Origin of the sequence: Streptomyces sp. NBC_01334 (assembly GCF_035983595.1) — a bacterium.
Taxonomy (GTDB): Bacteria; Actinomycetota; Actinomycetes; order Streptomycetales; family Streptomycetaceae; genus Streptomyces; species Streptomyces coriariae.
This window is the reverse complement of sequence record NZ_CP130718.1, coordinates 3331548-3350705: the sequence shown is the minus strand read 5'-3', so window position 1 is coordinate 3350705 and position 19158 is coordinate 3331548. Positions and strand designations below refer to the sequence as shown.

General features: G+C 73.6%; 17 protein-coding genes. 3 read left to right on the top strand and 14 right to left on the bottom strand.

What is annotated here, in order from left to right:
* Positions 1 to 14: 14 nt before the first annotated feature.
* The 4 genes from lysA to OG736_RS15100 form a co-directional block, all read right to left on the bottom strand.
* Positions 15 to 1403, bottom strand: coding sequence for a diaminopimelate decarboxylase (lysA, locus tag OG736_RS15115; RefSeq protein ID WP_327182908.1), 1389 nt, complete (start codon positions 1401 to 1403; stop codon positions 15 to 17).
* A gap of 9 nt (positions 1404 to 1412) precedes the next feature.
* Positions 1413 to 1853 (bottom strand): SAV_915 family protein, encoded by a 441-nt coding sequence (locus OG736_RS15110; RefSeq protein ID WP_327182907.1) that lies wholly within the window; start codon positions 1851 to 1853, stop codon positions 1413 to 1415.
* A 168-nt stretch (positions 1854 to 2021) separates the two neighbouring features.
* Positions 2022 to 2324, bottom strand: coding sequence for a universal stress protein (locus OG736_RS15105; protein WP_308285921.1), 303 nt, complete (start codon positions 2322 to 2324; stop codon positions 2022 to 2024).
* 539 nt (positions 2325 to 2863) lie between these two features.
* Positions 2864 to 3895 carry an AraC family transcriptional regulator gene (locus tag OG736_RS15100; RefSeq protein ID WP_327182906.1) on the bottom strand — a complete coding sequence of 344 codons (1032 nt, stop codon included), beginning with the start codon at positions 3893 to 3895 and terminating at the stop codon, positions 2864 to 2866.
* Between the two features lie 82 nt (positions 3896 to 3977).
* On the opposite strand from OG736_RS15100, the gene OG736_RS15095 reads away from it, so the two are divergent.
* Positions 3978 to 4817, top strand: a complete 840-nt coding sequence (locus OG736_RS15095) for an NmrA family NAD(P)-binding protein (protein WP_327182905.1) — start codon at positions 3978 to 3980, stop codon at positions 4815 to 4817.
* An 81-nt stretch (positions 4818 to 4898) separates the two neighbouring features.
* Here the strand turns inward: OG736_RS15095 and OG736_RS15090 are convergent, their stop codons facing one another.
* The 3 genes from OG736_RS15090 to OG736_RS15080 form a co-directional block, all read right to left on the bottom strand.
* Complete coding sequence (locus tag OG736_RS15090) at positions 4899 to 5624, bottom strand: SCO4225 family membrane protein (protein WP_327182904.1); 726 nt, start codon at positions 5622 to 5624, stop codon at positions 4899 to 4901.
* Positions 5625 to 5761: 137 nt separating this feature from the next.
* Positions 5762 to 6271 (bottom strand): hypothetical protein, encoded by a 510-nt coding sequence (locus OG736_RS15085; protein WP_327182903.1) that lies wholly within the window; start codon positions 6269 to 6271, stop codon positions 5762 to 5764.
* A 30-nt stretch (positions 6272 to 6301) separates the two neighbouring features.
* A complete protein-coding gene (locus OG736_RS15080; protein ID WP_327182902.1) occupies positions 6302 to 7375 on the bottom strand; it encodes a LacI family DNA-binding transcriptional regulator in 1074 nt (357 codons plus the stop codon).
* 353 nt (positions 7376 to 7728) lie between these two features.
* Between OG736_RS15080 and OG736_RS15075 the strand changes: the two genes are divergently transcribed.
* On the top strand, positions 7729 to 9921 hold the full coding sequence (locus tag OG736_RS15075) for an alpha-galactosidase (protein ID WP_327182901.1): 2193 nt from the start codon (positions 7729 to 7731) through the stop codon (positions 9919 to 9921).
* 8 nt (positions 9922 to 9929) lie between these two features.
* Here OG736_RS15075 and OG736_RS15070 read toward each other — a convergent pair whose 3' ends face one another.
* On the bottom strand, positions 9930 to 10901 hold the full coding sequence (locus OG736_RS15070) for an NAD(P)H-dependent flavin oxidoreductase (protein WP_327182900.1): 972 nt from the start codon (positions 10899 to 10901) through the stop codon (positions 9930 to 9932).
* Positions 10902 to 11072: 171 nt separating this feature from the next.
* Between OG736_RS15070 and OG736_RS15065 the strand changes: the two genes are divergently transcribed.
* On the top strand, positions 11073 to 12623 hold the full coding sequence (locus OG736_RS15065) for an alpha-1,2-mannosidase (protein ID WP_327182899.1): 1551 nt from the start codon (positions 11073 to 11075) through the stop codon (positions 12621 to 12623).
* Positions 12624 to 12652: 29 nt separating this feature from the next.
* On the opposite strand, the gene OG736_RS15060 is transcribed toward OG736_RS15065, so the two are convergent.
* The 6 genes from OG736_RS15060 to OG736_RS15035 all read right to left on the bottom strand — a co-directional run bounded on the left by OG736_RS15060 (position 12653) and on the right by OG736_RS15035 (position 19138).
* On the bottom strand, positions 12653 to 13309 hold the full coding sequence (locus OG736_RS15060; RefSeq protein WP_327182898.1) for a class F sortase: 657 nt from the start codon (positions 13307 to 13309) through the stop codon (positions 12653 to 12655).
* A gap of 230 nt (positions 13310 to 13539) precedes the next feature.
* The gene (locus OG736_RS15055; protein WP_327182897.1) at positions 13540 to 13923 is read right to left on the bottom strand and encodes a sortase-dependent protein; all 384 of its coding nucleotides are present in this window, start codon (positions 13921 to 13923) and stop codon (positions 13540 to 13542) included.
* Positions 13924 to 14063: 140 nt separating this feature from the next.
* The gene (locus tag OG736_RS15050; RefSeq protein ID WP_327182896.1) at positions 14064 to 16130 is read right to left on the bottom strand and encodes a sensor histidine kinase; all 2067 of its coding nucleotides are present in this window, start codon (positions 16128 to 16130) and stop codon (positions 14064 to 14066) included.
* The gene (locus tag OG736_RS15045) at positions 16117 to 16878 is read right to left on the bottom strand and encodes a response regulator transcription factor (protein WP_327187612.1); all 762 of its coding nucleotides are present in this window, start codon (positions 16876 to 16878) and stop codon (positions 16117 to 16119) included. Before OG736_RS15045 ends, OG736_RS15050 begins: the two co-directional genes overlap by 14 nt.
* Positions 16879 to 16972: 94 nt before the next feature.
* Entirely contained in the window at positions 16973 to 18133 is a 1161-nt protein-coding gene (locus OG736_RS15040) for an FAD-dependent oxidoreductase (RefSeq protein ID WP_327182895.1), read from the bottom strand.
* A gap of 132 nt (positions 18134 to 18265) precedes the next feature.
* Entirely contained in the window at positions 18266 to 19138 is an 873-nt protein-coding gene (locus OG736_RS15035; protein ID WP_327187611.1) for an LLM class flavin-dependent oxidoreductase, read from the bottom strand.
* Between the last annotated feature and the right edge of the window lie 20 nt (positions 19139 to 19158).

The window sequence follows — 19158 nt, the reverse complement described above, 5'->3', positions numbered from 1 at the left end:
CATCGAGGTGCCCCCTACAGGCCGATGTCCCGGCGGCTCATGTCGTCCAGTGATTCGCGGCGGACGAGCGTGCGGGCGAGCCCGTCCGTGACCGCGACCACGGGCGGACGGCCGACCAGGTTGTAACCGGAGGCCATGGACAGGTGGTAGGCGCCGGCCGCCGGGACGGCGAGGAGATCGCCAGGGCGTATGTCTCCCGGGAGCGCGACGTCTTCCGCGAGGACGTCGCCCGCCTCGCAGTGCCGGCCCACGACGGTGACGAGCCGGGGCGGTGCCGTCGACGGGCGGCCGATGAGCCGCGGCGCGTACCGGACCCCGTACAGCGCGGGCCTGGGGTTGTCGCTCATGCCGCCGTCGACGGCGACGAAGACGTGCTGCCCGGTGCGCTTGACGGAGAGGACCCGGTAGACGGCGATGCCCGCGGGGCCGATGATCGCCCGGCCCGGCTCCAGGGTGAGCCGGGGCACGGTCAGGCCGGCGCGGGCGCAGCCCTCCTCCAGTTCGGCGCGGACCCGGCCGGCCAGGACGCCCACGTCCAGGCTCTCCTCGCCGGGCCGGTAGGCGATGGCGTGCCCGCCACCGATGTTCAGCTGCGGGAGGCTGACGCCGTGGTGGTCCCGGATGCGGGCCATGAGGCCGACCATCCGCCGTACCGCCGCGACGTACGGCTTGACGGAGTCGATCTGCGAGCCGATGTGGCAGTGCAGGCCGACGAGTTCCAGATGCGGCTGGTCGAGTATCCGGGTGACCGCGTGCTGTGCGGAGCCGTCCGTGATGGACAGACCGAACTTCTGGTCGTCGGTGCCCGTGCGGACCTTGGCGTGCCCGCCCGCCGCGACGCCGGGCACCACCCGCACCATGACCTTCTGGCGGGTGCCGGCCGGGGTGAACGCGGCCAGCCGGGCGATCTCCGAGGCGCTGTCGACGACGATGCGTCCGACGCCGAGGCGCAGGGCGGTCCGCAGATCCTCCGGGCTCTTGGCGTTGCCGTGCATCACGATCTTCTCCGGCGGGAAGCCGGTGGTGACGGCGAGCGCCAGCTCCCCGGCGGAGCACACGTCCAGGCCCAGACCCTCCTCCTGCACCCAGTGCACGATCGCGCGGCACAGGAACGCCTTGGCCGCGTAGACGATGTCGGCGTCGGGGAAGGCGGTGCGGTACGCACGGCAGCGCGCGCGGACCTCCTCCTCGTCGAGCACGTACAGCGGAGTGCCGAAGCGGTCGGCGGCCTCGGCGAGCGAGACCCCGCCGACGGAGACGTCCCCGTCGGGCTCGGGGCGCGCCGAGCGGGGCCAGACGGACAGGCCGTCGGTGCCGCCGAGGAGCCGCGACAGGGCCTGGGGATCCGCGGGCAGAGAGGACGGGAAGGGGGTCGGGAGCGACGACGGTACGGAGATGGACATGGCGCCTCCTCAGCCGATCAGCAGGTTCAGGCATGCGACGAGGGCGGCGGCTCCGGTCACCCGCAGGACGCCGACCTGCTGAGGGGTCCAGTCCTGCCAGGACCGCCCGCGCTCGAGGTCTTCGTGGTCCTCGGAGGAGGACGGTCCGACGACGGCGGATACGGCTGCGGGAGCGGAGAGCAACGGGTCGACGGTGAGCGTGGTGACGCCCAGGGGCGCGGCGAGCGCGCGCAGTGCGGGTTCGGAGAGCCTGATGCAGCTCTGGTCCGTGCCGAGGGTGGCGGTGAGCTTGTCCGCCGAGGTGAAGCCGACGGCCGTACGGTCACCCAGCGGCGTGCGGAAGTAGCGGGCCGTGCAGCCCATGGGCCCCGACCGGACGGGGACGAAGAGAAGTCCGGCCGGGACGCGTTCGGAGGGCTCGGGGTCCTCGCAGAGGTCCATTGCAGACATGTGTGCTGCTCCTAGGGTCGGTGCAGGAGGGGGTGGTGCGAGCTGCTCGGCCGGTTCGGCCGGGCACCTCGGTGACGCTATGCCCGCCGGTCCGGAACCCGTCCCCGTCGCTGACGGATGCTTGACGGGGAGCCCGGCAGTCCTAACAGGACCATGACGGCGGACCGGTCAGGACGTGCCGTCGGTCAGCTCCCGGGCATCAAGGGGCAGCCGGAAGCCGACGCGGCGGTGCAGGGACGTCAGGTCGCCCGCCAGGGGTGAGGGCGGTACGGCCAGCACCGCACAGGCGGCGCGGGCGAGGCAGTACCGGGCCACCGACGGACACAGGGCACGGCGCACCCTGCCGCGACAGCCCGCGCCGACCACCAGGAGGTCGTCGGCCCGATCGGCGATCTCGAGCAGGGCCCGCCCTGGAGTGCTGCGAACCGCCCGGATGCTGACCGGGGGGGCCTCGGTGACGACGGTGGTCACGGGCGTTGGCGATCCCGCTGACCAGAGGTGGGACCGTCTCCGCGTGGAAAGGGACTCCGCTGTGCGTAAGTTCCATCCTCTTGGCTGGACTGGGCGGACGCGGCTGCTGCTGTGGCGAGTGACCGTCTCGAAGGCCCTCAGGGGCCATTGAGGGGCCACAAGGACAGGAACAGGCCGACAAGCACTGCACAGGGCTGACACGGATCAGCACGTCTGACCTGCAAGAACGGCGTGAATCGGTAATGATCGGCAAGGGCCGCCAAGATCCCCAAGGGACTCATAATCCGTCGGCCGTGGGTTCGAGTCCCACCCGCCCCACCTTCAATGTGGTCTGACCTGCGGAAACGTTCCTCGTGAGGTGTCGGGGCGTCACTTTCCGTCCTGGGGACAGAATCTGCTGCGGGGCGACGCGCGGGGCGGGGCATGGCGATCTTCGCGAAACGTCCCGCTGCCCCGACCCACCGGCAGCCCGCGTCGCGGTGAACGGCCGAGCCGGAGCGGCGTGGTGATGGGCCGGAGGATCCTCGGTGCGAGTGTCGTCATGGAGATCCGGCTGACGTCGTGGAGCGGTCGAGTGGGCCTGCCCGGGCCGGCGGGTCTTCGCTCCCGGCCGGTGACTGGTTCGCCCGGTACTCGCTCGGGCTGACGCCGTGTTCCCTCTTGAACGCGGCGCTGAGGGCGAACGCGTTGGCGAAGCCGACTCGGTGCGCCACCGTGGCGAGCGTGGCGTCGGGCTCACGCAGCAGGTCGGCGGCCAGGGTGAGGCGCTGTTCCCGTAGGTAGGTCATCGGGGGCTGTCCGACGAGGGCGGTGAAGCGCCGGGCCAGGTTCGCCCGGGACACGCCGGTCTTCGCCGCCAGGGACGGCAGCGTCCAGGGGCGCGCGGGGTCGGCGTGCAGCGCGCGCAGGGCGGAGCCGACGACGGGGTCGCCGTGGGCCCGGTACCAGGCGGGGACCTGGGCGCCGGGGCGGGTGAACCAGGCGCGCAGGGCGGTGATGAGCATCAGGTCCAGGGTCCGGTCCAGCAGGATCTGCCGCCCGGGCTCCTCGCGGGTGATCTCCTCGAAGGTCGTCCGGCCGACCGGGCAGGTGCCCACGTCCGCCTCGACGACGGCCAGGGGCGGCAGGGCGGCGAGCAGTCGGCTCGGGGTGGCGCGGTCCACGGTGCACAGGCCGCTCAGGAGGAGCGTGCTGTCCACCCCCGCCGGGTCCCAGGCGGCGGCGTCCGGGGTGCGCGCGCCGGTCGTCTCCTCGCCCCGCGTGGTCGTGCAGCGGCCCCCGGGACGGATCACCACGTCCGGTTCGGTGGCCGGGCCGTCCGCTATGACGTACGGAGCGCCGCCACACAGCACGGCGACGTCGCCGGGGCCGATCCTGACCGGGGCGCCGCCCTGGGGGGTGATCCAGGCGGAGCCGTGCAGGAGGACCGCGAGGGCCAGGGGGGAACGGTCTTCGAAGCGCGCGGCCCAGCTGCCGGTCAGGGAGGACTGGTTGAAGATCGCGCCACTGGTCCGTACCCCGTTCAGGAGGTCCGTCAGCGGATCCGTGCTGGTCAGACCCATGGGATCCATGCCGGTCAGCGTAGACGAACGGACATGGAGCTGAGTCTGCGTGGCATGGCTGGGGCGGACGGTGGCTGGTTCCGTTGAATCCATGAACGACGAGATGATTCTGGTGACGGGCGCAACGGGCAAGACGGGCCGCCGGGTGGTGCGGCTGCTGGAGGAGCGGGGTGCGGTGGTCCGCGCGGCCTCGCGGTCCGGTACGCCGTCCTTCGACTGGACGGACAGCGCCACTTGGGAGCCGGCGCTGCGAGGGGTGACGGGGATGTACCTGGTGCATCCCGACCTCGGCACACCGCAGGCCGCCGAGGCCGTCGCCGCGTTCGTGCGGCGGGCCGCGGCCGCCGGAGCCCGGCACGCGGTGCTGCTGTCCACGCCCTCCGACGCCTGGGGCCCTGCCCAGGACCACGTCCTGGCCGCGGAGCGGGCGCTGGGGCACGCGGGCCTGGAGTGGACCGTGCTGCGAGTGCGGTGGTTCTTCCAGAACTTCAGCGAGGACTTCCTGCACGACCCGGTGCTGAGCGGCGAGGTACGGCTGCCGGCCGGCGACGGCAAGGAGGCGTTCGTCGACGCCGAGGACATCGCCGAGGTGGCGGTCGCCGCCCTCACGGAGGCCGGGCACGCCGGGTGGCACTACGAGCTGAGCGGTCCCCGGCTGCTGACGTTCCGGGACGCGGTCGAGGAGATCGCCCGGGCCACCGGCCGTGACATCGGCTACGTGGCCCTGAGCCCGGAGGCGTACGCGGACGAGCAGCGCGCCCAGGGGGTGCCCGAGGAATGGGTGCAACTGTCGGTCGGCCTGTACGAGCACGTCCGCTCCGGCGGTCTCGCCTCGCTCGGCGACGGCGTCCAGCGGGCGCTGGGCCGGGCTCCCCGGGACTTCTCCGCCTACGCCAAGAGCGCCGCGGCCGCGGGCACCTGGAACACCTGACGTTCCCCTGGTCCGTTCCGGCGCGGCGTCCGCCGCATGCCCGACCACTGACCAGGGGGCGAGGGTTTCGGGACGCCGGACTCAGAGGGCCGGACGCGGTTCCCGCACCCGCAGCCGGTGAGCGAGCCGGCCGAGCAGCACGGCGTTGAACAGCCCGGCCAGGGCCGTGCCGGTGGCGAAGACCAGCGGGCTCAGCCAGGTGAGCGAGGAGTACTCCGCGGGTGTCGACAGCAGCAGGGCGAGCATGCTGATCGGCGCCGTGGCCATGAGCGGCCAGATCCCTGCGAACCCGGGGTCGGGCAGCACGTACGCGGCGAAGAGGAAGAACCCCAGCGCCGCCGCGACCACGACGAGATAGCCGCGCGCGAGCCAGTTGTCCACCGCGGGCGCCAGCAGGTCCCGAACTCTCCGCGGCCGGGGGCGCTCAGCGGGGGCCGGGACACGGGGGAGGGGTGCGCGACTTCCGGACGGTCGGGCGGCCGTGGACCTCGCGACGAGGGCGCCGATCACGGCGGCGTTCACGAGGGCGCACAGCAGGAGCCATCCGATCCAGAAGCCGGTGGCGAGCACCTCGACCGTCCCGCCGCCCTCGGTGCCGGGACCGAACGGGAGGACCACCCCCAGGAAGGAGAGGGGCGCGGTGAGCAGCAGGGGGTCTGCGGCGAAGCCGCTCTCCGGGAACAGGAACATGACCGCGACGGAGGCGGCGACGACAGCCAGATAGCCCCGGGCCGGCCAGTTGTCCGTGGCGAGCGCGAGGAGGCGGCTCGGGTGCGGGAGGCCGCGAGAGCGCGAGGCGTCGGTCATCGTGGATCCTTCGGGTCGGTCCGGGTCGGTGGTCTCCACGATGGATCAGGTCACGCGTTCGGGGCTGAGTACGGGTACTCAACCTCGCCTGGGGGATTCGGGCGCCGCCGACGCGGCCGGCTCGGTGGACGCCGTGCTCACAGGTCGGCGAGCCGGGCGAGGATGCGCCGGGGCAGCTCGGCCGCTGTCAGCCGGAACGGGGTCCAGCGGTCCTTGGAGTCCGGTTTCATGGAGGCGGAGAACCGGTAGCGCCCTCTGCTGTCAGGTTCGGTCACCATCGCTTCGAAGGTGGCGCTCGGTATCAGCCAGGCCGTCATGATCGCCCCGTGCTCCACGTCGACAGCGACGAACAGCATGTCCAGGTCGGACCGGGGCTGGAACGTCTGTGACCGCACGAACGCCATCAACTTGCCCTGCTGGACCTGCGTTCCCGTGGACATCCGGGCCTTCACCTGCACGGCCAGGGTCGTGGAACTGCCGCGCCGGTGGAAGACGAGGTCCACGCCCTCGTCGTCCACGAGCGAGGTGGAGACGTTCAGCTCACCGCCGGTGGCGAGGATGCAGGAGGCCGCGACGAGGTACTCGGCGGCCTTCCCCATCCGCGCGGCGGCCGGGCTCTTGTCCAGGTACTCCTCGTCGTCGCTCATGGCGGAAACCTACTGACCGCACGCCCGGTGTCAGGCGTCGGTGGGCCCCGTGCTCTCGCGGATGATCAGGGCCGTGCCGGCGAACGTCGGAGCGGGGGGCCGGTAGTCGTTCTCCAGTCGGCTGCGCAGGAGGGCGAAGGCGTCGCGGCCGAGGCCCTGGAAGTCCATCCGGACGGTGGTGAGGGCGGGGGTGACGAACTCCGCGTGCGGGGCGTCGTCGAAGCCGATGACGCTCACGTCTCCCGGTACCGACCGCCCGGCGTGGTGCAGCGCGCGCAGCACACCCAGCGCCAGGTCGTCGTTGCCGCACAGGATCGCCGTGACCTCCGGGTCGTGGGCGAGTTCCCGTCCCTCGTCGTAGCCGACCCGCGCGTCCCAGCCCTTGCCGCCGTGGGGTTCGGGCGGGGTGATGCCGGCCGCTTCCAGGGCGGCCCGCCAGCCCTGCGCACGCGGCCCTTCCGAGCGCCGGGTGCCCACCGACGTCGGGATCGCGACGTAGTGGACGGTCCGGTGTCCGAGCTCCAGCAGGTGCGCGGTGGCGGCGCGGGCCGCTTCACGGTCGTCGGCCCAGACGGCCGGACGGGGCGGGGTCCGGCCGTGTGAGGGCGCTTCGACGACCGCGGCGCACGGCACGTTCTCCGGGACCCGGTCCAGAGCCGAAGCGGCGAGCCGGTCGAAGCCGATGACCATCAGTCCGCCACCGTCGGCCGCCGCCGAGGAGACGGTGCGGTCCAGGTCGTCCTCGGGCGTCAGCAGCTTCACGCCCAGCGAGTAACCCGCGGCGCGGGCCGCTTCCTCCAGGCCCTGGAGGGTGGCCGCGTAACCGTAGAGGGTGGTGTTCGACGTCAGTACGGTGACCGACCGGGTGACTCCGCTGGCCAGCGCGAACGCGGTGGCGTTGCGTCGGAATCCGAGTGTCTCGATGGCCGCCTCGACCCGCTTGCGGGTCTCCTCGCGGACGTTCGGGTGGCTGTTGATGACCCTCGAGACGGTCTGGTAGGAGACGCCGGCGGCCTGGGCGACGTCCCGGATGCTGGCCGCCTTACGCGGTTCCGGTCCGTGGTCCGAGGGGCCGCCGAGGCTTGTGTGACCGGTCACATCCATGTCACGATTGTGATCGGTCACAATGTCGACCGTCAACAGGAACCCCGGATCTGCCCGGCGATCGTAGCAGCGCCCATTGCGCGCCGACGGGCGCCGAGTCGGGCAGGCGGGCGGGCAGAGAGCCTGGCGCGGAGCCGTCGGGCGGGGCCGGTGGGCGACGGGCCGGTGGGCGACCCGGGCGGGATCCGCGCGACATCGCACACCGCGCACCGCGGCCCGTCGGACGCTCGCACACCGCGGCGCGTCGGACATCGGGCACTGCGGCGCGTCGGGCATCACGCCCGCGGCGCGTCGGACGTTCGTACACCGCGGCGTACGCGAAGAGGCCGCACACGGCAGAAGGGGAAACCGCGTTGACCATCGCCGACGAAGCAGCCGAGAGGTCTCTTCCCCGGTCCCGTCTCTGGTCCCACGAGGCCCTCGGGCTGCACGCCGTCGCGGATTCCGCCGGGTCGGTCAGGCTGGGTGTGCCGGGCCGGGACCGGGCCTCCCTGCTTCCCCTGGTCGAGGTCACCGCCACCGGTCACGGCCGCACCTGGTCGGGTGAGCGCTTCATCGACACCGCCATCGGCGACCGGCTGACCTACCGGGACCACGAGACGGTCGACGAGGGGTCCTGGCAGCGCACCACGATCCGGCTGGCGGATCCGGTGACCGGCCTCGCCGCCGACATCACCCTGCGGACCTGCCCCGGCGCCGGATTCCTCCGTTCACAGGTGCGCCTGGTCAACGAGGGCGGCGCCCCGCTCCGGCTGGAGAGCGTGTCGACCCTGGCCGTCGGCGGGATCGTGGACGACTCGGGCGCGCCGGACGGCCTGACCCTCCACTGGGCGGACAACGACTGGCTCGCCGAGTGCCGTTGGCGGCGCAGCGCGTTCCGCGACCACGTCGTCCCCCTGAGCCGGGCCGCCCACGGCCACGAAGGGCGCGGCTGCTTCGAGCGGTACTCGCAGGGCAGCTGGTCGACGGGACGGCACCTGCCGATGGCCGCGCTCACCGACGACCGGACGGGCCGGGCCTGGCTCTGGCAGATCGAGTCCAGCGCGGGCTGGCGTTACGAGACCGGCGAACGGGAGGGCGCCGCCTACCTCGCCCTCTTCGGGCCCGACGACGCCCACCACCAGTGGCACCAACTCCTCGCGCCCGGACAGGAGTTCAGCACCGTCCCTGCCGTCCTGGTCCGGGCCGAGACCGGTGGCCTGGACGCCGCGTTCGGCGAACTCACCGCCTACCGGCGCCGGATCCGCCGCCGCCACCCGGACCACACGGCGCTCCCGGTGATCTACAACGACTACATGAACACCCTGATGGGTGACCCCACCACCGAGAGGCTCCTGCCGCTCGTCGAAGCGGCGGGAGCCGCCGGTGCCGAGGTCTTCGTCATCGACGCCGGCTGGTACGACGACGACGCCCAGGGCTGGTGGGACGCCGTCGGCGCCTGGGACGCCTCCGACCGGCGCTTTCCCGGCGGCATCCAGCAGGTTCTGGACGCCGTCAGAGCGCACGGGATGACTCCGGGACTGTGGCTGGAGCCCGAAGTGGTCGGTGTGCGAAGCCCGTTGGCCGACACCCTGCCGCCCGAGGCGTTCTTCCGCCGGGGCGGGGTCCGCGTCACCGAGCACGGCCGTCACCACCTCGACCTGCGCCACCCCGCGGCCCGCGCCCACCTCGACCGGGTCGTCGACCGGCTGGTGGGGGAGTGGGGGGTGGGTTATCTGAAGCTCGACTACAACATCAACATCGGCCCCGGCACCGAGAGCGAGGGCGAAAGCGCGGGCGCCGGGCTGCTCGGGCACCACCGCGCGCACCTCGACTGGCTCGGCTCCCTCCTCGACCGGCACCCCGGCCTCGTCCTGGAGAACTGCGCCTCGGGCGGACTGCGCATGGACCACGCGCAGCTCGCCGTCGTCCAGATCCAGTCCACCAGCGACCAGCAGGACCCGCTGCGCTACCCGCCCATCGCCGCCGCGGCCGCCACCGCGGCGACCCCCGAGCAAGCCGCCGTATGGGCCTACCCCCAGCCGCACTTCGGCCTCGACGAGATCGCCTTCACCCTCACCGGCGCGCTGCCGGGCCGCATCCACCTGTCCGGGTTCCTCGACCGCATGAGCCCGGAGCAGTTCGACCTCGTCCGCTCGGGTCTCTCCGCCTACAAGGCGCTGCGCGCGGAGATCCCCGACAGCCTGCCGTTCTGGCCGCTCGGGCTGCCCTCCTGGGAGGACACCTGGCTCGCCTACGGCTGGCGCGGTCCCACCGCCGGCTGGCTCGTACTGTGGCGACGAGAGCCCGCCGCCGGGGGACAAGGGAGGGTCCCGAGCCGCGACCGGCCCCCTGCCGACGACAGCACCTGCACCGTCACGGTCTCCCACCTGCGCGGCAGCCATCTCCGCCCCACGCCGCTCTACCCCGCCACCGCCGACGCGAGCGCGACCTGGGACGCCGCCGAGGGGCAGCTCACCGTCTCCCTGCCACGCCCCGGCACCGCCGTACTGCTGCGCCTCGACATGGCGTCACCCCCGCCGGACGGCACGCCGCCGCACCGCTGACCGGTGGGTCACACGCGTCGTCGTCTTCCCGCGCGGGCCAGGGCGTCCTCGGCCTGCGCGGCGAGGTCGCCGACGAGATCGGCCGCGGAGGGCAGGTCGTCGATGAGGTCGATGCCCTCGCCGGCCCACAGCGGCAGAGCGGGGAACTCGCCCCGTGCCACGCCGTCCTGATAGGCCTGCCCGGCTTCGGGGTCGGCGGCCAGCTCCGCCTCCCGGCCCCGCCATCGGTCGAGAAAGGGGTGGCCGAGCGTGCGCGCGGTGTACCGCGACGGCCACCGGGAACCCCGGGCGGTGTCGAGCACGCTGCTGCGCTCGGTCTCCTCGCCGCGCCCCCGGACGATGGCCCTGGCCGTCGAGGGGGCGACCAGGGCCTCGGTCGTGGCCTGGAAGCGGGTGCCGAGGAGCGCCCCGGCGGCGCCCAGGGCGAGCGCGGCGGCCACCCCGCGGCCATCGGCGATCCCGCCGGCCGCGAGCACCGGCACCGGTGCCGCCAGGTCCACCACGACCGGCACGAACGGCAGGGTGGACCGGCCGTGCCGGGCGCCGTGGCCCCCGCTCTCGGTCCCCTGCGCCACGATGACATCGGCGCCCAGGTCGACCGCGCGCCCGGCCTCCTCCAGATCGGTGACCTGGATGATCAGCGCCGCACCCGCCCGGCGGACGTGTTCGGCGTACGGGCTCGGGTCCCCGAAGGACAGCATCACCGCCCTGGGGCCGTGCTCCAGCGCACGCTCCACCGCCTCGACGTCGATCCGCCAGGTCAGAAACCCGATCCCCCACGGCCCTGTGGTGCCTTCGGCGACGAGGGGCAGCTCGCGGGCCAGCCACTCCCGGTCGCCGTCGCCGCTGCCCAGGAGGCCGAGCCCGCCGCCGCGGGAGACGGCCGCCGTCAGCGCGCCACCGGCCGACCCGCCCATCGGCGCCGACGCGATCGGATGCCGCACACCGAACAACTCCGTGAAGGCCGTCGACAACGTCATGCCCGCCATCATCGTCCTCGCCGGGGCACGAGGCCATCGGTTCCGTGCGGCACGGTCGGAGGTCGGCGACTCGGGCGACCGGCACTGTCGGAGCCAGGCGCTAGGGTCCACCTGGTCGCGTCACCGCCCTTTGGTGACAGCATTTTTGACTGCCTATCAGGAGCTGAACCAATGAGCTTGCAGGCCACCTTCGCCGACTTCTCCGTCGACCCCGCCCGGCTGTCCAACGCCGTGGTCAGGCATGACCGGGCCGAGTTCGGCGGATCCCACCTGACGCTGAGCGCGGGGGGAACGGTGACGCTGGACTTCGAGGTGGCGGACCCGGAGGACATCCCCGAGGCGACGCTCACCGTCACGGCCCTCGTCTCCAGGCTCGGCTCCGCCCCGGGCCACGCCCCGATCGACGTACTCGTCCAGGGCGAGGCGCTGGCCGAGGGCCTCACCGTGCCCGGCGGCGGGGACCTTCCGCAGGACAACGTGTTCGCGGTGCCGGCCGGCATGCTGAAGCCGGGGACCAACACCCTGGAGATACGCGCTTCGGCCGAGGCGCGCAGCATGCTCCGGCTCTACCGGATCACCCTGGACTCCATCGACGAACGGGGCGCCTCGGAGCGCGCGCTGGCGGCGCAGGCAGCACGGAACTCGGTGTTCGCCTACCGGACGGAACTCCGCGCCGCCCACGACTCCTCGGCGACGTCCTGGCAGGAGGCCCCGCGGCTGGTGTTCCACCTCGACCGGGACGAGCACTCGCTGCCCGCGCAGCTCGGCTGGCGAGGGGAGGACGGGACCGAATCGGCCATCAGCTTCCAGTCGAACATGTCCGACTTCCACGGCTGCCACCGCACCGCCGACGGTACGGCCTACGAGTACCGCGGCCGCCTCACCGGCGGCTGGGCCTTCCCGGGGGGTCTCGAGGAGACGTCGGCGTCCGGGCTGCACCGCTTCCGCACGGAGGAGGGACACGGCGGCGGCTGGCACAGCTCGCACGAACTGCGGTTGCTGGTGGACGACGGCGTGGCCCCCGTGGAGCGGGTGACCTGGCGCGACCAGCGAGGCAACTCCGGCGTGGCCATGCTCCAGACCGTGCCGGGCGAAGCCGCCACCGACGCCCGGGTGGCCGACGTCGAGGCGAGCGACGAGTTCGAGGAAGCGGGGGAGACGGCGGACAACCTGTTGAACGGCTCCCGGTCCAAGTGGCTGGCGCACGACGAAGCCCCCCGGCTCCACTTCACCCTCGCCCACTCCGCGGTCGTCACCTCCTACACGCTGATGTCGGCGAACGACAGCCCCGATCGCGATCCGCGCGACTGGACACTTGAGGGCTCGTACGACGGCCGTACCTGGACGCGCTTGGACTCCCGCGCCGGGGAAACCTTCAACAGCCGCTTCGAGACCAGGGAGTTCCGCCTCCGCGCCCCCGCCTCGGGCTACCGCCACTACCGCCTCGACATCACCCGCAACTCCGGCGCGATCGAGACCCAGCTCGCCCGGGTCCGCTTCGTCGAAGGCGCCGTCGGCCGGGCGTTCACCGGCTACTACCAGCGTCACAACGAGGGCCCGATCGGCTATCGCGGTACGCCCGTCCCCGCACCCGCCCCGGCATCCGCGCCCCTCGCCGTCCCGGCGCCCCTGCTGGCCGCGGACCTGGAGGCGGCCGTCCGGTCCCTGACCGACACCGCCCAGACCCTGGCCGCCCTGGCGTCCCGCCTCCGCGACAGCTGAGCGAGGCGGCCGCCGCCGCGGTCCGGCGGTCAGTCGCGCGTCGCGTAGACGATGAGGTTGTTCACCGGGTGTCCCTCGGCGTCGAAGTCGCCGTCGCAGGTGATCAGCCGCAGGGCGCGGTCCGCTGTCGGGCCGTAGACCTTCCTGGTGGGGAAGGAGCTCTTGCTGACGCTCTCGGTACCCGTGACGGAGAAGTGCGCCGCGTCGCCTCGTGCGTCGGTGACGGTGATGTCCGCACCCTCGGTGATCTTGTAGAGGTCGTGGAAGACGGCCCTGCCGAACCGGGTGTCGTTGTGGCCGATGATGACGGCGGCACCGGGCTCACCGGGTACGGCGCCGCCGGTGTACCAGCCTGCGGTCATGCCCTTGTCGGCCGGTGGGACCTCGACGGTGCCGTCCGTGCGGAGGCCGAGCTTCATCAGGGAACTGGTGATCCCGAGCGAGGGGATGGCCACCTCGGCGGGGGCCGGCGGCTGCCCGGCCCGCGGCGCGCCGCCGGACGCGGGGGTGCCCGCGGCGGCGGAGGAATTCGGGGTGGCCGCGGCGGTGGTCTTCTCGGGGGCGGACGAGCAGCCGGTGAGCACGGCCAGCGCCACGGGTACGACGAGAGCGGCGCGGACGAGCCGGGCAGCGGGCGGGGCCGGCTGGGTGGCGCGGCGCCGTACCGGACGGTGTACGGGGGACATGACGGGCTCCAAGCGGGGTGGGTGCATGCGCGGCGACACGCGGACGCACGCGGGGTGCGAACGCGCCCGCTGAGCGGGGCTGAGCGGAGGTACGCGGCGCCACGCGGGCGCCGACGGAGGTGAGTGGGGGTGCGCGGCGATACGCCGCGGTGCGTGCGGACACACGGCGATGCGCGATGGCGCCGCCCGTGCGGGCGGCGCCATGGTGTGTCGGCCGGGTGGCTGCGGGGTCAGGCGTTGGAGCGGCCGGCGGCGCGGCGGCGTACGACGAAGGTGCCCGCGCCCGCGAGCAGGAGGGCGCCGGCGGCCGAACCGACGAGAGCCGTGCTGCCGGAGCCGCTGCCATCGGCAGTGGCCTCGCCCGCGTCGACGCCGCCCCGCGGCAGCTGCTTGGCGTCCTCGGCCTTCTTGGCCGCCACAGCCGCGTCCTCCTTGTCCTTGGCCGCCTTGTCGGCTTCGGCCTTCCTCTCGGCCACGGCCGAGCCCGTGCCCGTGGTCGGCGCGGACGCCGCCGGGGTGGGGTCGTCCGCGAGGGCCGCGGTGGCGGGGGCGAGCAGCGCGCCGCCCGCGAGGGCGGTCAGTACGGCGAGACGCAGGATGGGACGGCGGGACATGTGTGACTCCAATTCCAGCCCGGCCTCGGTGGCCTTGGGCGTGACCGAAGACTTGCCGTCACTTGTGAAGAAGCTGTCAGAGCGTCGTGGTCATCGCGTCAGGGTCGTCGCGTCAGGGTCGTCGCCTCAGGGCCTTCGCCTCAGGGTCGGCCGGCGGTCTCCTCGCCGGTCCCCGGCCGCTCGGCGTCCTCGTAGGTCATGGCCGGCAACCGCAGGGTGAAGACCGAGCCCTGTCCCTCGGTGCTCGTCACGCTCACCGTGCCCCCGTGCGCCTCGGCGAGCTTGAGCACGATCGCCAGCCCGAGGCCGCTGCCGCCGGTGCTGCGGTTGCGGGACTTCTCCGCCCGCCAGAAGCGGTCGAACACATGCGGGACGTCGCCCGCCGGGATGCCGCTGCCGGTGTCGGACACCTCCACGGCCACCTCGTCCCCGCCCTTCGTGACGTACGGACGCAGCGTCACCCGGCCACCGGGCGGGGTGTGGCGTACCGCGTTGGAGAGCAGGTTGCTGACGGCCTGGCGCAGCCGGACCGGGTCGGCCTCGACCGGCGGCGGGGGAGGGGAGCCGGGCGCCGTGGCGACCTCCAGGGTCACGCCCGCGGTCTCGGCCGGCCCCTGGTGAGCCGCGGCGACCTGGCCGAGCAGGTCGTCGACGAACACCGGCTCCAGGTGCAGCCGCAGCGCGCCCGCCTCGGCCGCCCCCAGGTCCTGCAGATCGTTGATGAGGTGCTGGAGCTGCACCGCCTCGTCGAGGAGCGAGGAGACGAACGCCGGGTCCGGCTCGGCCAGCCCGTCGTGCGCGGCCTCCAGCCAGCCACGGATGTTGCTCAGCGGGGTGCGCAGCTCGTGGGCGACGTCGCTGACCATCACCTTGCGCTGTTCCTCGAGCCGGGTCCGGTGGGCGGCCATGTCGTTGAAGGCCAGCGCCAGCCGTCCGATCTCGTTGTCCGCGCCGACCGGCACCGGCGCGGAGTCCAGGCCGTCCCGCATCCGCTGGGCCGCGCCGGTGAGCGCGTGCAGCGGGCGTACCAGCCGGGTTCCGGCGATCACCGAGGCGCCGACGGTGAGGGCGAGGACGAGGGCCGTTACCCCGGCGATGCGTGCGGTGTTGGCCGGCGAGAGGTCGAAACCGGGCACGCTGACGGCGCCGGGGCCGTCGATGAACAGCAGGGCGGGCGCGGCGACATAGGCCGTGAGCTGTTCACGGCGGGCGCTGCCGACGCAGGCGGCCACGGCCCGGTCGTACCCGCTGCCGCGGGCCTGCGCCGCGCCATCGGTGGGGACGCCCGCCGCGGCCGCCTTGTCCTCGGCCATCTTGTCCTCGGCCGTGCGCCGCTCGATCGCCTCTTCCTTGGTGATGCCGGTCTCGGGCACGGGGACGGGCGCCGACGAACCGACATCCGTGCCCTCCTGTCCGTGTCCCCGGTCCCAGGACAGATCCAGGTTCAGTTTCACGCCCGTACGGCCCTGCCGCTCAAGACAGGCGTCGGCGAGCTGTTCCAGCGCGCGCAGGGCCTTCTCCTCGGTCGCGGTGGTCGCGGCGCCGTCGACGGACAGGCACTTCAGCTCCAGCTCTCGGTCGGCGCCGTCACTCACGAACCGGACCCAGGGCCGCCCGCTGGGGCTGTCGACGACATCCGCGGCGATCCCCACCCCCGCGAGGCACTCCGCGCTGCGGGCGGTGGCGCTGCGCAGGGCCGTTCGTTCCTTCGCGGGCAGCAGGAACGGCCCGACGGCTCGCGGGTCGACGCGGTCCGTGCCGACCGGAACGGCGTCGGGCACCAGCACGGTGTCGACCGACAGCGGGTCGACGACCGCCGAAGCCTGCGTCGGCAAGTCGGCGGCGGGCGAGGTGCCGGCGGCGGAGTCGAGGAGCGGCTGCCGGTCCTCGGTGGTCAGCACGATCCGGCGCCCGGACTCCCGCGCCAGGTCCCGTACGGTGCCGTCGACGCCCGCCCAGTCGGGATGGCCGGCCGCGTACCCCAGCAGGGTGTCGTAGATCCGCGCGTCGGTGCTGAGGTTGCGCCCCTGCTCCTGACGGATCGCGACGGAGGTCGTCTGCACGGCGAGCCAGGCGGTGGCGGCGACCGAACAGGAGGCCACCAGCGCCGACACGGTGAGCAGTCGGCCGAGCAGGCTCTTGCGGAGCGGCAGCCGTGTCCGCCCGGTCGGCCCCGTCCGCCCCGCCCGCTCGTCACGACGACGCACGGCGTGCTCCCTTGGCGGGGTCGGTCAGCTTGTAGCCGACGCCGAAGACGGTGAGCAGCCGGACCGGCCGCCGCGGGGCCCGCTCGATCTTCTTGCGCAGATGCATGACGTGCACATCGACGGTGCGGCCGCTGATGTACTTGTCGAAGCCGTGCAGCTCCGCCAGGAGCCGCTGCCTGGTGAACACCCGGTCGGGCTCCGCCGCCATCGCGGCGAGGATGCGGAACTCGCCGGGCGTGCACACGACCGGCGTCCCCCCGACCGACACCTCGTGCCGGACCGGATCGACCCTGAGCGTGCCGACCGTCAGCGCGTCGTCGGCCTCGGCGGGGGCCAGGGCGGGCGCGGGGCCGGGACCTTGGGCGGGATCGGCGACGGGGGCGGGGGCCGCGGTGCGCCGGTTGCGGCGCAGCAGGGTGCGGACCCGGGCCACCAGCTCACGGGGGCTGAAGGGCTTGGTCATGTAGTCGTCGGCGCCGAGATCCAGCCCGAGCAGGAGATCGTCCTCCGTGCTGCGGGCCGTCAGCATCAGCACCGGTATCTCCCGATCCTCCGCGCGCAGGATCCGCACCACGTCGAGGCCGTCGGCCCGGGGCATCATCACATCGAGGACGAGCAGGTCGGGCTCCCGGTGCCGGACCTCCTCGAGAGCCGCACGGCCGTCCTCGACGACCGTGACCGCGTGGCCCTCGTGCTCGAGGTAGCGACGCACCAGTTCTGCCTGCTTCGCGTCGTCTTCGGCGACCATGATGTTTGCGCACACGCCGAGGATCGTAGCGAGCGCCCGAACCGGCGCCTCGGTAAGTCGACCTGCGGCAGCGGCAGTTCGACGTCCTTGCCGGTCAGCGCAGGGCGGCGGTCCACTCCAGTTGGCGGGTGACCTCCTCGTCGGGCCGGGCCGGGGGCGGGCTCCCGGGGGTGCGGGGCTGCGGGGTGTGGACGCCGCGGGAGATGTTGCCGCTGACGGTCGTGTTGTGTTCCACGCGGGGGCGGCGGAGCGCCTCGTAGTGGGCGAGCGCGGACTCGGTGTCCGGGGCGTCGCGCAGGCACTTGGCGAGGATCACCGCGTCCTCCAGGGCCATGGAGGCGCCCTGCCCGGTGGCGGGGGAGGCCGCGTGGGCCGCGTCGCCGATGAGCAGGGTGCGGCCGGAGCGCCAGGGCGTGCCGCCCGGCATCTCGGTCGCGTTGGTGACCAGGACGGGGGCCGTGGTGGCCGCGACGATGTCCGCGGCGGGTGTGGCGTCCTCGCGCAGCAACGGAACGAGCAGGTCACGCCATTGGGTGGGGGTGGCGTGCGCGATCTCGTCGGCGGTCAGCGGGGCGTCGGCGGTGACCCGGGCGAACCAGTACGTCTCCCCGTCCGGTGACGTCGTGTGGCCGAAGGCGGCCGCGCTGCCGCGGATCATCGTGATGCACGCGGCCTCATCCGCTCCGGCCGCCGGCGCGCGCGTGGTGTAGCCGTAGAAGACGCGCTGTCCCGCGTACCGGGGCTGTACGGCGGGGGCGGTGGCGCGGCGGACCGTGGAGTTCAGGCCGTCGGCGCCGAGCAGCAGGTCGCCCGTTGCCGAGCTGCCGTCGGTGAAGTGCGCGGTGACGCCTTCGGAGCCGCTCTCGACGGAGGCGAGCCGGGCGCCGTGGACGACCGCGATGCCGCGGCGGGCCGCCTCCGTCTGGAGGGCCGCGTTGAGTTCGCCGCGGCGCAGGCACCGGTACCGCAGCCGGGGGTCGCCGGCTTCGCCGAGCGGAGCGCGGGCCACCTCGCCGCCTTCGGCGTCCAGCAGCCGCATGGTGGTGAGCGGGAAGCCGATCGCGGTGACCGCGGGGGTCGCGTCGAGCTGCGCGAGGGCCCGCAGGCCGTTGCTCGCGAGGGTGAGGAACGCGCCGATGTCCTCGGCGGAGTCGGGATGCGCCTCGTACACGGCGACCTCCTGCCCCGCCTTGTCCAGCGCCAGAGCCGCCGCCGTGCCGGCGATCCCGCCGCCGATGACCAGTAGGCGCGCCATGCCTCACCCCGCTGTTCCGCTCATGGACGCACGGCCCCGTCGTCGTACGCCACCCACGGGAGAACGCCCGGACGGCGGCCCGGAGTTCCGGCCGTGCACCGCACGACCGGTCCGGGCCGCCCTTTCACCCGTTCAGCGTCCGAAAGCCGTCAGCACGGCTTCCAGCTGGCGCAGCGGCTCGGGGCCGACGATGCGCAGGACGACGGTGTCGGCGCCGGAGTCCTTCAGGGCGTGGATGTCGGCGACGGCCTGCGCGGGGGTGCCAGAGACGGTGAACACCTCGTCCTGCGGGCGGCCCAGCCAGGCGCCGTGGCCCTCGGTGTGCGGGTGCAGGATCCGCGCGACCTGCTCGGGGTCGTCGCCCACACAGGCGAAGGACAGCACGGTCAGCGTGTGGTCGGGACCGGCCCCGCCCTTGGCGGTGAGGGCCCGGGTGTTCTCCAGGTCCAGCGGTCCGTGCCCCTCGGCGATCAGGGTGCCGTCCGCGACCCGGCCGGACAGTTCGAGGGACCGGGGACGGACCACGCCCGCCACCACCGGCGGCACCTGGACCGGAGGATGCACCAGCCGCACCCCGTCCAGACGTACTTCTCGCCCCTCCAGCTCGACGCGCTCACCGCGCAGCAGCGCGCGCACGGAGGTGATCGTCTCCTCCAGGAGAGCCAGCGGCGACCGGGGGGCGACGCCGACCGACTCCATCCACTCCCGCACCCCGTGCCCGATCCCGGCGACCAGCCGCCCGGGGAACACCCGGGCCAGCGTGGCCAGTTCCATCGCCAGCAAGGCCGGACTGCGCAGCGGCGCGGGTGCGATCCCGATGCCCACCCGCAACCGCTCGGTCGCCCCCAGCGCCACGGCCGCCGCCGACACCCCGCCGTTCCAGCCGAGGTCCTCGACCACCCACAGGTCGTCCACCCCGAGCGCCTCGGCCCGCCGCGCGAACCCGGGCAACTCCTCGGGAGCCCAGTCGCGGTCGTACATGACACCGACCCGTACGTTCGTCACGTTCGTCATGCCCCGGAACC

What these genes read in the sequence shown, in the direction of transcription:
- OG736_RS15080 (WP_327182902.1), bottom strand. Translation starts at nt 7,375, where the DNA reads ATGGATGTGACCGGTCACACAAGCCTCGGCGGCCCCTCGGACCACGGA.
- OG736_RS15055 (WP_327182897.1), bottom strand. Translation starts at nt 13,923, where the DNA reads ATGTCCCGCCGTCCCATCCTGCGTCTCGCCGTACTGACCGCCCTCGCG.
- lysA (WP_327182908.1), bottom strand. Translation starts at nt 1,403, where the DNA reads ATGTCCATCTCCGTACCGTCGTCGCTCCCGACCCCCTTCCCGTCCTCT.
- OG736_RS15095 (WP_327182905.1), top strand. Translation starts at nt 3,978, where the DNA reads ATGAACGACGAGATGATTCTGGTGACGGGCGCAACGGGCAAGACGGGC.
- OG736_RS15045 (WP_327187612.1), bottom strand. Translation starts at nt 16,878, where the DNA reads ATGGTCGCCGAAGACGACGCGAAGCAGGCAGAACTGGTGCGTCGCTAC.
- OG736_RS15040 (WP_327182895.1), bottom strand. Translation starts at nt 18,133, where the DNA reads ATGGCGCGCCTACTGGTCATCGGCGGCGGGATCGCCGGCACGGCGGCG.
- OG736_RS15090 (WP_327182904.1), bottom strand. Translation starts at nt 5,624, where the DNA reads ATGACCGACGCCTCGCGCTCTCGCGGCCTCCCGCACCCGAGCCGCCTC.
- OG736_RS15060 (WP_327182898.1), bottom strand. Translation starts at nt 13,309, where the DNA reads ATGTCCCCCGTACACCGTCCGGTACGGCGCCGCGCCACCCAGCCGGCC.
- OG736_RS15065 (WP_327182899.1), top strand. Translation starts at nt 11,073, where the DNA reads ATGAGCTTGCAGGCCACCTTCGCCGACTTCTCCGTCGACCCCGCCCGG.
- OG736_RS15070 (WP_327182900.1), bottom strand. Translation starts at nt 10,901, where the DNA reads ATGACGTTGTCGACGGCCTTCACGGAGTTGTTCGGTGTGCGGCATCCG.
- OG736_RS15100 (WP_327182906.1), bottom strand. Translation starts at nt 3,895, where the DNA reads ATGGATCCCATGGGTCTGACCAGCACGGATCCGCTGACGGACCTCCTG.
- OG736_RS15085 (WP_327182903.1), bottom strand. Translation starts at nt 6,271, where the DNA reads ATGAGCGACGACGAGGAGTACCTGGACAAGAGCCCGGCCGCCGCGCGG.
- OG736_RS15110 (WP_327182907.1), bottom strand. Translation starts at nt 1,853, where the DNA reads ATGTCTGCAATGGACCTCTGCGAGGACCCCGAGCCCTCCGAACGCGTC.